Origin of the sequence: Tepiditoga spiralis, assembly GCF_014701195.1 — a bacterium.
In the GTDB taxonomy this organism is placed as follows: domain Bacteria; phylum Thermotogota; class Thermotogae; order Petrotogales; family Petrotogaceae; genus Tepiditoga; species Tepiditoga spiralis.
The window spans coordinates 1,905,091-1,918,297 of record NZ_AP018712.1 but is presented as its reverse complement, the minus strand read 5'-3'; the positions used below and the strand labels follow the sequence as shown (position 1 = coordinate 1,918,297).

9 protein-coding genes, 1 tRNA gene, 3 rRNA genes and 1 riboswitch are annotated in these 13,207 nt (G+C 34.0%); all 13 genes read left to right on the top strand.

Annotated features, from left to right (window positions below):
- The first annotated feature begins 138 nt into the window (after window positions 1-138).
- Window positions 139-1,664 (top strand): 16S ribosomal RNA (locus IGS63_RS08960).
- 47 nt (window positions 1,665-1,711) lie between these two features.
- A tRNA-Ala gene (locus IGS63_RS08955) sits at window positions 1,712-1,787 on the top strand.
- Window positions 1,788-1,833: 46 nt separating this feature from the next.
- A 23S ribosomal RNA gene (locus tag IGS63_RS08950) occupies window positions 1,834-4,751 on the top strand.
- A 30-nt stretch (window positions 4,752-4,781) separates the two neighbouring features.
- Window positions 4,782-4,896: ribosomal RNA gene (rrf, locus tag IGS63_RS08945) — 5S ribosomal RNA — on the top strand.
- Together the 16S, 23S and 5S rRNA genes with 1 tRNA gene alongside form the textbook arrangement of a ribosomal RNA operon.
- Before the next feature lie 277 nt (window positions 4,897-5,173).
- Window positions 5,174-5,359, top strand: a riboswitch (cobalamin riboswitch).
- Window positions 5,360-5,452: 93 nt separating this feature from the next.
- Window positions 5,453-6,064, top strand: a complete 612-nt coding sequence (locus tag IGS63_RS08940; RefSeq protein WP_190614277.1) for a precorrin-8X methylmutase — start codon at window positions 5,453-5,455, stop codon at window positions 6,062-6,064.
- Window positions 6,048-7,124: a cobalt-precorrin-5B (C(1))-methyltransferase CbiD gene (gene cbiD / locus IGS63_RS08935; protein WP_190614275.1), complete on the top strand. Its 1,077-nt coding sequence runs from the start codon at window positions 6,048-6,050 to the stop codon at window positions 7,122-7,124. Before IGS63_RS08940 ends, cbiD begins: the two co-directional genes overlap by 17 nt.
- Window positions 7,121-8,320, top strand: a complete 1,200-nt coding sequence (locus IGS63_RS08930; RefSeq protein ID WP_190614273.1) for an SAM-dependent methyltransferase — start codon at window positions 7,121-7,123, stop codon at window positions 8,318-8,320. Before cbiD ends, IGS63_RS08930 begins: the two co-directional genes overlap by 4 nt.
- Window positions 8,317-9,036, top strand: a complete 720-nt coding sequence (locus IGS63_RS08925; protein WP_190614271.1) for a cobalt-precorrin-4/precorrin-4 C(11)-methyltransferase — start codon at window positions 8,317-8,319, stop codon at window positions 9,034-9,036. Before IGS63_RS08930 ends, IGS63_RS08925 begins: the two co-directional genes overlap by 4 nt.
- Window positions 9,033-10,010 (top strand): cobalamin biosynthesis protein, encoded by a 978-nt coding sequence (locus tag IGS63_RS08920; protein WP_190614270.1) that lies wholly within the window; start codon window positions 9,033-9,035, stop codon window positions 10,008-10,010. The genes IGS63_RS08925 and IGS63_RS08920 overlap by 4 nt, the downstream gene beginning before the upstream one ends.
- Window positions 10,007-10,720 carry a precorrin-3B C(17)-methyltransferase gene (locus tag IGS63_RS08915; RefSeq protein WP_190614268.1) on the top strand — a complete coding sequence of 238 codons (714 nt, stop codon included), beginning with the start codon at window positions 10,007-10,009 and terminating at the stop codon, window positions 10,718-10,720. The genes IGS63_RS08920 and IGS63_RS08915 overlap by 4 nt, the downstream gene beginning before the upstream one ends.
- Window positions 10,717-11,427 carry a precorrin-6A/cobalt-precorrin-6A reductase gene (locus tag IGS63_RS08910; RefSeq protein WP_190614266.1) on the top strand — a complete coding sequence of 237 codons (711 nt, stop codon included), beginning with the start codon at window positions 10,717-10,719 and terminating at the stop codon, window positions 11,425-11,427. Before IGS63_RS08915 ends, IGS63_RS08910 begins: the two co-directional genes overlap by 4 nt.
- On the top strand, window positions 11,424-12,437 hold the full coding sequence (locus tag IGS63_RS08905) for a FecCD family ABC transporter permease (RefSeq protein WP_190614264.1): 1,014 nt from the start codon (window positions 11,424-11,426) through the stop codon (window positions 12,435-12,437). Before IGS63_RS08910 ends, IGS63_RS08905 begins: the two co-directional genes overlap by 4 nt.
- Complete coding sequence (locus IGS63_RS08900) at window positions 12,434-13,195, top strand: ABC transporter ATP-binding protein (RefSeq protein WP_190614262.1); 762 nt, start codon at window positions 12,434-12,436, stop codon at window positions 13,193-13,195. Before IGS63_RS08905 ends, IGS63_RS08900 begins: the two co-directional genes overlap by 4 nt.
- The last annotated feature ends 12 nt before the right edge of the window (window positions 13,196-13,207 follow it).

Here is a 13,207-nt window from a genome sequence, read left to right as displayed (position 1 = left end):
TAAAATGATTGAGTCGCTGAGGGAAAAGCAAGCGAAGGAGAAAGAAGCTCATTGAAAAATGGATAGAGGTAGTAAAATAAAACTTTTCGAAAGAAAAGGACGCTAGTAAGAAAGAACTAGAGTGAGAATCAAACCATTCGAATGGAGGGTTTGATCCTGGCTCAGGGTGAACGCTGGCGGCACGCCTAACACATGCAAGTCGAACGAAGAAATCCACTTCGGTGGAGAGTATTAGTGGCGAACGGGTGAGTAACGCGTAGGAATCAACCCTTTGGACTGGGATAGCTATGGGAAACTGTAGGTAAAACCGGATAAGCTCGAGAGAGGAAAGGAAGAGAAGCGCCAAAGGACGAGCCTGCGTCCCATCAGGTAGTTGGTGAAGTAAAAGATCACCAAGCCGACGACGGGTAGCCGGTGTGAGAGCACGAACGGCCACAAGGGAACTGAGAGACGGACCCTACTCCTACGGGAGGCAGCAGTGGGGAATTTTGGACAATGGACGGAAGTCTGATCCAGCGATGCCGCGTGAAGGAAGAAGTCCTTCGGGATGTAAACTTCTGAATTTACAGAATATAAAGTACTGGAGACAGTACAAGGAAGGTATGTAAAGAAAAGCCCCGGCTAACTACGTGCCAGCAGCCGCGGTAAGACGTAGGGGGCGAGCGTTGCCCGGAATCACTGGGCGTAAAGGGAACGTAGGCGGTTATGTAAGTCAGGTGTGAAATGTCACTGCTCAACGGTGGAACAGCGCTTGAAACTGTATAACTTGAGGATACTAGAGGAAGACGGAATTACCAGAGTAGGGGTGAAATCCGTAGATATTGGTAAGAAGGCCAGTGGAGAAGTCGGTTTTCTGGAGTAATCCTGACGCTGAGGTTCGAAAGCTAGGGGAGCGAACCGGATTAGATACCCGGGTAGTCCTAGCCGTAAACGATGTTCACTAGGTGTGGGATGTCAAAGTTCCGTGCTGAAGCAAACGCGATAAGTGAACCGCCTGGGGAGTACGTCCGCAAGGATGAAACTCAAAGGAATTGACGGGGACCCGCACAAGCGGTGGAGCATGTGGTTTAATTCGAAGCTAACCGAAGAACCTTACCAGGAATTGACATGGAGATAAGGTAGTAGAGATACTACTAACTTTCGCAAGAAAGGAGTCTCACACAGGTGGTGCACGGCCGTCGTCAGCTCGTGCCGTGAGGTGTTGGGTTAAGTCCCGCAACGAGCGCAACCCCTGCCATTAGTTGCCAGCATGTGAAGATGGGCTACTCTAATGGGACAGCCGTCGACGAGACGGAGGAAGGAGGGGATGACGTCAGGTAAGCGTGCCCCTTATGTTCTGGGCGACACACGTGCTACAATGGTACGGACAGAGGGAAGCGAAGCTGAGAAGTGGAGCAAATCTCACAAACTGTACCTCAATTCGGATTGCAGGCTGAAACCCGCCTGCATGAAACCGGAATCGCTAGTAATCGCAGGTCAGCCAAACTGCGGTGAATACGTTCTCGGGTCTTGTACACACCGCCCGTCACGCCACCCGAGTTGGAAACGCCCGAAGATGGATGCTGTAACCGCAAGGAACGGATGCATCGAGGGTGGAGCTAGTGAGGGGGGCGAAGTCGTAACAAGGTAGGTGTACCGGAAGGTGCGCCTGGATCACCTCCTTTCTAAGGAGAACAACTACCTCTATCCATTATTGAGTGAGCAAAAGAACGGGGTGGTAGCTCAGTTGGGAGAGCATCTGCTTTGCAAGCAGAAGGCCAGGGGTTCGAGCCCCCTTCACTCCACCAAAGAAATCATTCAGAAAAGTTCATTGACAAGTGCATAAGAAAGAAAGTCCAAAGTAAAAAGGGCATACAGGGGATGCCTAGGCGACCAGAGGCGAAGAAGGACGTGGCAAGCTGCGAAAAGCTACGGGGAGAAGCAAGCAATCGAAGAACCGTAGATATCCGAATGGGGAAACCCGGAAGAGCCCGAAAGGGAGGCGAACCCAGCGAAGTGAAACATCATAGTAGCTGGAGGAAAAGAAATCAAAGAGATTCCCTGAGTAGTGGCGAGCGAAAAGGGAAGAGCCCAAACCAAATTGATGTAAAAGGGTACAGCCGTTGTCAATTTGGGGTAGAGGGACAGCTTAACTCGAACTGTAAATAGAGGGAATAGGTAAAGAGGAAGTCGAAGTATATGGGAAGATAAACCAAAGAAGGTGAAAGTCCTGTAGACGAAAACTCGTAAACTAATCGAAGCTGATCCCAAGTAGCGTGGGACACGAGGAATCCTGCGTGAATCAGGGGAGACCACTCTCCAAGGCTAAATACTCCTGGTCGACCGATAGCGAATAGTACCGTGAGGGAAAGGTGAAAAGGACCCCGTGAGGGGAGTGAAAGAGAACCTGAAACTGTATGCCTACAGGAAACGGGAGCGGAAGTGACCGTGTGCCTTTTGATTAATGTGCCCGCGAGTTATCGTATATGGCGAGGTTAAGTCGAAAGAGACGAAGCCGAAGGGAAACCGAGTTTTAAAAGAGCGAAAGTCAAATGCGATAGACCCGAAGCCCAGTGATCTATCCATGTGCAGGTTGAAAGTTAGGTAAAACTAAGTGGAGGACCGAACCGGTAGGTAGTGAAAAATCTTCGGATGACATGTGGATAGCAGTGAAAAGCTAATCGAACTGGGTGATAGCTGGTTCTCTCCGAAACGTGTGTAGGCACGGCCTCGACAAAGAAAGTATTGGGGGTAGAGCACTGATTGACGTATGGGGGCGACCTCAGAAATCAGTCAAACTCCGAATACCAATACTGAATAGTCGGGAGACAGACTACGGGGGATAAGCTCCGTGGTCGAAAGGGAAACAGCCCAGACCGCCAGCTAAGGTTCCGAAGAAATGGCTAAGTGTGAAAGGTAGTGAAGTTCTGAAGACAGCCAGGAGGTTGGCTTAGAAGCAGCCACCCTTTAAAGAGTGCGTAACAGCTCACTGGTTGAAGAACAATGCGCCGAAAATGTAACGGAGCTAAAGCCATACACCGAAGCTGCGGAATTGGAGTAATCCAATTGGTAGGAGAGCATTGTGTAGTAGGGAGAAGGTAAACTGGAAGGTTTGCTGGACGAGACACAAGAGCGGATGCGGGCATGAGTAGCGAAATGAATGTGAGAATCATTCACCCCGAAAGTCTAAGGGTACCTGGGGAAGGGTCGTCCACCCAGGGTAAGTCGGAGCCTAAGGTGAACCCGAAAGGGGTAATCGATGGGAAACAGGTAAAGAGTCCTGTACCAGTATGAACGAGATATAAGGGGGGACGCAGGAGGTGAATCGCCGAGACCAAGTTGCAAGGTCTTCTAAGCAGTAAAGCCGAAGAAACGAGTAGGGAAAACCGCTTGTGGAGGAAAAGCTGTGAAGGGAAGGACGTAAGTCTAACGGGGAGGAGTCACACTGCCAAGAAAAGCCTCGTATATCGCTTGAGAGAAATACTGACCGTTCCGTAAACCGACACAGGTAGACGGGTTGAGAAAACTAAGGGGAGCGGAATAACCTCTGTTAAGGAACTAGGCAAAATAGCCCCGTAACTTCGGGAGAAGGGGTGCTCTTGATGGTGTTGCAAAATGCGATTGAGAGTCGAAGTGGAAAGTCCCAGGCGACTGTTTACCAAAAACACAGGTCTATGCGAACACAAAAAGTGGAAGTATATGGACTGACGCCTGCCCAGTGCCGGAAGGTTAAGTGGAGTGGTGAGAGCTACGAAACGAAGCCCCGGTAAACGGCGGCCGTAACTATAACGGTCCTAAGGTAGCGAAATTCCTTGTCGGGTAAGTTCCGACCTGCATGAATGGCGTAACGATCTGGGAGCTGTCTCAACAGAGGATCCGGCGAAATTACAGAGTGGGTGAAGATGCCCACAACCCGCAGTTAGACGGAAAGACCCCATGGAGTTTTACTGTAGCCTGACGTTGTAAATGGTTATAATGTGTACAGGATAGGTGGGAGGCGAAGAAGGGAGATCGCAAGGTTTTCTAGAGCCGACGTTGGGATACCACCCTCATTATAATGATTTACTAACGGTGGAATGTGAAGAGCATGAGCCGGACAGCGTTAGGTGGGCAGTTTGACTGGGGCGGTTGCCTCCTAAAGAGTAACGGAGGCGTACGAAGGTCGGCTCAGGTGGGTTGGAAATCCACCGGTGAGTGCAAGGGCAAAAGCCGGCTTGACTGCGAGACTGACAGGTCGAGCAGAATGGAAACATGGTCCTAGTGACCCGGCCGAGGCGAGTGGAAGCGCGGTCGATCAACGGATAAAAGTTACCCTGGGGATAACAGGCTAATGACGCTCGAGAGTTCATATCGACGGCGTTGTTTGGCACCTCGATGTCGGCTCATCGCATCCTGGGGCTGAAGTCGGTCCCAAGGGTTGGGCTGTTCGCCCATTAAAGCGGTACGTGAGCTGGGTTCAGAACGTCGTAAGACAGTTCGGTCCCTATCTGCTGCGGGCGTAGGAAGCTTGAGGAGGGTTGCTCTTAGTACGAGAGGACCGGAGTGAGTGTACCGCTGGTGAATCAGCTGTCAGGCAAATGGCAGGAGCTGAGTAGCTAAGTACATGACCGATAACCGCTGAAAGCATCTAAGCGGGAAACGGGCTCCAAGATAAGGCTTCCCGCTCATTTATGAGGTAAGGGTAGTTCGAGACTAGAACATAGATAGGCCACAGATGTAAGTGCAGTGATGTATTGAGTCGAGTGGTACTAATAACCCGAGGCTTTGGACAAACTTTCTTATGCACTAGTGAGTGAATAATTTGGGACGAGGATAAGGTAAGGGGAACCACCCAGAACCATTCCGAACCTGGCCGTTAAGCCTTTATCTGCCGATGGTAGTACACTTCGTGTGTGCAAGAGTAGGTTTTTGTCCCGCCACTTTTCTTTGAGTCAACCTTTTCGGTTGACTCTTTTCTTTTTTTTAAATTATAAAGTAATCATTATTTTAATTTCATATTCTATTATATATATAATATGATATTTTATTAATTTTTGATAAATTTATTAAAAATAATTAAAACTTTATTATTAAATAATTTGTTTGATTTTTAGTAAGCTCAAACAAATTCAAGAAATATAGCTTTTATTGTTTTTAATTATTATTAATTAGAATTGACAGCTAATCTTTTTTTTGTTAGAATGAATTAGAAAATTTAATATCGAACTTTTTAGGTGTCTAAATAAAATTAGACTTAAAAGAGAATTTGGTGAAAATCCAAAACGGTCCGGCCACTGTAAGCAGGGACGAAAATCATAAAATGCCACTGGTTTTATCTGGGAAGGTATGATGAGTAGGAAGATCTGTAAGTCAGGAGAACTGCCTAAATAGTAGTTGTTTTTACTTTCTCCGGGAATAGAAAGTAGGAGTTTTTTATATAAAAAATAAAAAGCATCGTTTTCTGGAGAAGACGATGCTTTTTTTTGGAGGTAATATGTTAAATCCAAAGGAAATTGAAAACAAAAGTTTTAAAATAATTGAAAATTTAATGAGGGAAAGAGGAAGTTTAAAGAATTTTTCTGGACCTAAATTGTCTGTTGTAAAACGTGTTATTCATACAACTGGTGATCCTAAAATAGGAGAAAGTTTATATTTTTCTAATAATTTTTATGAAGGTTTTAAAAAAGCTTTTAAAAAAAGAGTGATTGTTACTGATGTTAAGATGGTTGCTGCGGGAATTTCAAAAAGAATTTTTAAAGATTTAAAGGTAGAAACTTATATATCAGATAAAGATGTTTCTGAAAAGGCAAAGAGTATGAAAGTTTCAAGGTCTTATATTTCAATGGAGAAGGCTTTAAATAATAATTATAAATTATTTGCAATTGGGAATGCTCCTACTGCTTTAAGAAAATTAATTGAATACAAGGATATTGATTTTATAGTAGGAGTTCCTGTTGGATTTGTTGGAGCTGCTGAATGGAAAAATGAGTTAATAAAATCTAAAATTCCCTGTATAACTTTACCTGGAAGACAAGGTGGAAGTAATATAGCTGCAGCAATTATAAATGCATTAATGAAGGAGTTAAAGAGTGAATTGGTATATTAATGTAAATGGAAAAAAGCTAAGAAGAGGTTTTACTACTGGTACTGCAGCGACTGCTGCTTTAAAGGCTTCTGTTTTATGGCAAATAACTGGAAATATACCAAAATTTGTGGATTTACTTTTACCCAATGGTTTTAATATTAAAATAAGAATAGAAAATGGAAAAATAATTAATAATAAATACTTTTGTATGGTAAAAAAAGATTCTGGTGATGATATTGATATTACAAATAATTCAATTATATTTTCTGCATCAGTATTCAAAAAAAAAGGATATAAATTTTTTTCTGCAGGAGGAGTTGGAATAATTACAAAAGATGGTTTGAAAATAAAAAAAGGAGAACCTGCAATAAATCCCGTTCCAAGAAAAATGATGATAGATGTTTTAAAAAGTTTCAATATAAATGGTTCAGACATATATGTTGGAGTAGAAAATGGAAAAGAATTAGCAAAGCAGACTTTTAATAAAAGATTGGGAATAGTGAATGGAATTTCAATAATTGGTACTAGTGGAATGATAGAACCAATGAGTGAAGAAGCTTGGAAAAATTCTTTATTACCTCAAATGGATGTTATAAGAAAAGAATATGAAGAAATAGTATTTGTTTTAGGTGGAAGAGGAGAAAGTAATTATAAAAAAAACTTTGGTGATAAGAAAAATATAGTATTATGTGGCAATTATTTTGGTTTTTCAATAAAAGAAGCAAAAAAAAGAAAGTTCAATAAAATACATATTTCTGGAAGTTTTCAAAAAATAATAAAGTTAGCTGCTGGAAATTTTAACACAGATAGTAGAGTTAGTGGGAGTATGAATGAAATTCTTGCTTTATATACAATTATTTATATGAAAAAATATGATGAAAATATTATAAGTTCAATATTAAAGTTAAACCCTGTTTCTCAAATAATAGATTTTTATGAAAAAAATAAAATTGATTATAATGGTATATTCAAGTTAATAGTTAATGCAATAATAAAAAAGTTAAAAGAATTTCAAGATGCAGAGTATAGAGTAACTCTTTTTTATAAAACAAATGTACTACAAGATGGAGGTTATAAATGATTTATATAATAGGAACTCAAATTAATGAATATGAAAAAATGAGTGTAGAAGCTATAAATATAATAAAAAATTCTGATTTTTTTGTTGGTTTTAAACATTCTTTATCTACTGCAAGAAAAATTAATGAATTTGCAAAGTATAGAGAATTAGAAATAAGAGATTCTTTACTAAATGAAAGAATTACTGAAATGATTGAAGAGTTAAGAAAATATAAAAATTCAGTTTTATGTGTTGCAGGTAATCCTTTAATATTTAGTTATGCAAAAAAAATAATGGAAAAATTAAATAAAGATGAATATGTTATACTTCCAACTCCTTCATCAGTTATATATTTATGTGCAAAACATAAGATATGGGTAAATGATATGGTTTTGGTTAGTGGACATAATGCTGAAGATATTTTGACGCCGCAAACAGAAACAATAAAGTATTTAAATGCTGGAAAGCCTGTTGGATACTTTGTAAAAAATCTCGATGATTATTATAATTTAATGAAAAGATTAAAAAACATTAATTGTAGAGTATATGGTGGATATGAACTTGGAACTAAAAAAGAGTATTTATTTTCTTTTATTCCAAATGAATTTATTCAATTAAAAAAGGGAAGATTAATTTTATTTATAAAACCTTTAGAAAAAAATTTTTTTAATATGTTTCCAAAAAATGAGGAATTGAATGTAAAAAATATTCCAGTTTCAAGAGATTGGTCAAGGGCTTTAATAATAAATAGTATGAATTTAAAGTATGATCAAATAGTTTGGGATTTAGGAAGTGGAAGTGGTGCAACTTCAATTTGGATTTCAAGTTTGTTGGGAAATAAAGGAAGGGTTTATTCAATAGAAAAAAATATTGAAAGGTATGAAAAATTAAATGAAAATGTAAGTATTTATCCAAATATAATTACAATTAACAATTCTTATGAAAATGTTGTTGATAAAATACCAAGTCCTGATTTAATTCATTTTGGTGGTGGAATAAATTTTGAAAGCATAAAAAAAGTTATTAATTCAATAAAAAGAGGAACAAATTTTGTTGGCGCAATAACTACAATTGAAAGTTTGAATGTTTTTTCAAAAATAGATAATATAGAATACGAAATAGAAATGTATACTAAATCAAAATCTAAAAAAATTGGAGAAAAAACAACATTTATAGGAGAGCATGTATTGTATATTATAAAAGGAGTAAAAGTATGATTTATATAGTTGGAAGTGGTCCTGGTGATCCAGAATTAATAACTGTAAAAGGGATGAATTTATTAAAAAAAGCAGATGTAGTTTTGTACACAGGATCAACTGTCAGTAAAGAAGTTTTAATTTGGTGTAAAAACAATTCTTTAAAAGTAGATAGTGCATCATTAACTTTAGAAGAAATTATTGATATTTTAGTAAATAATCATAATAAAAATAAAATTATTGTTAGGTTACATTCTGGTGATCCAACAGTTTATGGAGCAATAGAAGAAGAAATAAAACTTTTATTAGAAAGAGATATAAAAGTTAAAGTTATACCAGGTGTAGGTGCTCATGTTGCTTTTGCTGCTGAACTTGGAATTGAAATGACTTTACCAGAAGTAGTACAATCAATTTTAATTACAAGACTTTCAGGAAGAACAAAAGTTCCAGAGGATTTAGATGTTTTATTGTCTCAACAACCAACTACTGCAATTTATCTCTCAAGTACAATGCAAGAAGAAGTTTTAAAATTATTAAAAAAGTATTATCCTAAAGATTCAATTTTATATGTTGGTCATAAAATAACAAGAAAAGAACAAAAAATAGAGTTTAAAAAATTATCAGAATGGGAAAAAATAGATTTTCCAAATTCATTATCTTTATTTTTAATAAGAAAAAATGGGGAAAAAAGATCTAAACTTTATGATCCAAATTTCACACATAGGGATAGAAGATGAAATATGCATTAATAACTGTTAGAAAAATTAAGAATATAAAAAATTTTTTTCCATATGCGGTATTGATTGAAGGTGAAAATTTAAAAGAAAAAATTTTAAAAGGTTTTAAATATTACAATGCAATTATTTTTATTGGAAGTATAGGGATAATTACGAGGTATTTAAAACTTATGTCAAAATCAAAACTTTTTGATCCAGCTATTGTTGTATTAGATGAAAAATTAAGGTATTGTATTCCTTTATTATCTTCACATTTTGGTGGTGCTTTAGATTTAAGTTTAAGAATAGAAAAAGAAATAAAAAGTATTTCAGTAATAACAACTGCAACAGATACACAAAATTTAATTGGAATAGATTTATTTGCAAGAAGAAATAATTTAATAGTTGATAAAAAAGAAAATATAAAGCTAATTAATTCAAAGTTATTAAATGAAAAAAAAATAAGTGTTAATCTTCCAAATTATTTTGAATTACCAAAGTATTATATAACTTCAGAAAAAGCTGATGTTTGTTATGAAAGTGGAGGTAAAATTTTAAATTTAATACCAAAAGATTTAGTTCTTGGTATTGGATTTCATAAAAATGAAAATGCAGATTATATCTATAAAAAATATTTAGAATTAATAGATGTAAAATTTAGAAATAGAATTCAAATTCTTGTTAGTCATGAAAAAAAATGGAATACTAAAGTGTTTCATGAATTTTCAAGGAAAATAAATGTAACGCATACTAAAGGATATAATAATTTTGAACTTCAGAAAGCAATAGATAAATTAAATATTGATAAGGAAAATATTGTTAAAAAGCACATGGGAATATCTGAAATATGCAGACCTGCTTGTTTTTTAGCTTCAAATAATATGGAAGAATTAATAACTATTAAAGATAAAAATATAAAATTTTCAATTTTTAGAATACAAAAATATTGGAAAAATCCTTATCTCGAAGAAGATATACCGGAGGTAATTAAATGAAGCTTTTTGTTGTTGGTATAGGGCCAGGAAAAATAGAATATATGAGTAATTATGCTATAGATGTTTTAAAAAAAGTTGATTATATTGTTGGATATACAAAATATATTGATAGAATAAAAAAATATTTTAATGAAAAAAATTTTATTCATACTGGTATGAGAAAAGAAGTAGAGAGAGTAAAGCATGCTGTTGGAAAAGTAAATGAAGGTTATAATGTAGCTATTGTTTCGAGTGGGGACTCGGGTGTTTATGGGATGGCTTCTTTGGCAATTAGTTTATGTGAGAATGTTGAAATTGTTCCAGGAATTACTGCTGCAAATTCTGCAGCAGCACTTCTTGGAGCCCCTTTAACTTTAGATTTTGCAGTGATTAGTATGAGTGATATTTTAGTTGAATGGGAAAAAATAGTAATGAGAGCAACATATTTTGCTAAAAGTGGAGTTACTACAGTTATTTATAATCCAATTAGTAAGATAAGAAAGCATCAATTAAAAAAAGTTTTTGAAATATTTAAAAAAGAAAGAAATGAGTTTTATATTGGTATTGTAAAAAATGCTTTTTTACCAAATCAACGATCATATTATATAAAATCAACTTCAAATATAGATTGGATAAATGATATAGATATGATGAGTATAGTATTTTTTTGTGATGAAAATACAATTGAAAAAAACAATAAAATATATGTTCCAAGAGGTTATAAACAGTGAGTTTTTTAGTTTTAGGTGGAACATCAACTTCAAGAGAGTTTTGTTTAAAGACAACTTTAAAAAATTATACTTTAACTTTAACTTCAAACCCTATTGTTAAGTATCCTTGTGAATTTAAAGTTTCTAAAATAAAAAACATGTTTTTTGATAAAAAAATAATTGTTGAATTTAAAAATAATGAAAAAATAAATGATATAGATATGATAATAGATTTTACACATCCACACGCTATGAATATTTCTAATCTTTTAAAAAATATACCTGAAAATTTGTTAATTAGATATCAAAGGAAGCCGATTACAAATGGAATGACATATTTTGATATGGTACATAAAATAAAAGAAAATAAGTTTAAAAAAATTTTGAGTTTATTGGGAGCAAATGGAAGTTTAAAAGTAATTGATGAATTAAATAAGATAAAGTATTTTCCTGAAATCATTATAAGATCTATAAAAAAGGTTGAAGGTTTTGAACATATTAAATTTGATCCAAACAAAATAGATAATGAATTAAATGAAATAATTAAATTTTATAAACCAGATTTAATAATATTTAAAGATTCTGGAAAAGAAGGAAAAACAGATAAGAAAATAAAATTTTGTTTAAAAAATAAAATACCATTTTTTGTTATAAAAATGCCTTTAAAAGAATATGGAAGAATTTATTATTCGTTAGAGAATATTTTAAAAGTAGTTGATAATTTATGAAAAATAAAAAATATTATTATTTCTTAAGTATTGGAATAATAATTCTAATATTAACTGTTATTTTTTATACAGGTATGGGATATATAAAAATATCCTTTTCAAAAGTTTTAAAGATAATATTAGAAACTTTATTAAGAACTTCAAAAAAAGATATGTTTTGGTACGTAATAATTCAAGTAAGGTTACCAAGAATTTTATCTTCAATAATTGCAGGTACTGCTTTAAGTTTATCTGGTGTTATTTTTCAAAGTTCATTATTAAATCCATTGGCTGATCCATATACTTTAGGAATATCTTCTGGTGCATCTTTTGGAGCTGCAATTTCTATACTTTGTGGATTTAATTTTTTTGGAATAGCAACAATACCATTTTTTGCATTTATATTTTCATTAATGACTTTATTTTTAGTAATAAGATTAGGTACATATCAAAGAAGATTGAGTTCAGTTTCATTAATTTTAAGTGGTATTATAGTTTCTGCATTTTTTTCAGCGGGGTTAAGTCTTATTAAATATTTATCAAATGAAGAAGTATCTTCAATAATATTTTGGTTAATGGGAAGTTTTTCATCAAGAACATGGGCAGAAGTATTAATATTATTTTTATTTACTTTCATTGGATTTATAATAACAATTTTATATTCAAATGAATTAAATATAATTTCTTTAGGAGAAAAAAATGCCAATTCCCTTGGAGTAAACACAAATAAAATTAGAATTTTATTATTAATTAATGCTTCTTTAATGTCATCAATAGTTGTTTCGATAAATGGAATTATAGGATTTGTAGGCTTAATTGTTCCTCATTTAATAAGAATTATAATTGGTACAGATAATAGAAAATTAATAGTTTTATCTTCAATTTGGGGAGCAATAATACTTTCAACAGCTGATAATATAACAAGAGCAATACTTCCAATTGAATTACCAATAGGTGTACTTACTTCATTAATAGGTGCTCCATTTTTTCTAATAATTTTTAGAAAAAAAATGAGGAGGAATGTTTTTTGATAAATGTAAAAAATTTAAATCTAAAAATAGAAAATAAAAAAATATTAAAAAATATAAATTTAAACATTAATAAAAAAGGATTTTATGGAATTTTAGGTCCAAATGGAAGTGGAAAGACAACTCTTTTAGATGTTTTAACAGGAATAAGAAATGATTTTAATGGAACAGTGAAGTTATTTAATAAAAGTATTTCTAATTTAACTAAAAAAGAAATTGCAAAAAAGGTATCTCTGGTTCCTCAGAGTTTTGAAATATTGTTTCCATTTTCAATTTTTGAAATAATTGAGATGGGGAGATACCCTCACAAAAATAGATTTGAAGGTTTAAAAAAGTATGATTTAAAAGTAATAGAAAAGGTTCTAAAAGATATGGATTTATTTGAAATAAAAGAACAAAATGTTATGACATTGAGTGGTGGTGAAAAGCAAAGAATTATTTTTGCAAGAGCTTTAGTTCAAGAAACAGAGTTATTATTTTTAGATGAATCAACATCAAACTTAGATCTTTACTATACACACACATTATTAAAATTAGTAAAGGAAAAAGTGAACAATAATAATTTAACAGTAATATCCGTTTTCCATGATTTTAATTTAGCAAGTATGTATTGTGATGAAATATTTTTAATGAAAGATGGTGAAATAAAGAAACATGGAATTACAAAAGATGTATTAACACCAGAAAATATCTTTGATATTTTTAAAATAAAAACTTCTATTTTAAATCATAAAAATAAAAAAATTTTAATACCAATTTAAGGAGGAATTCAA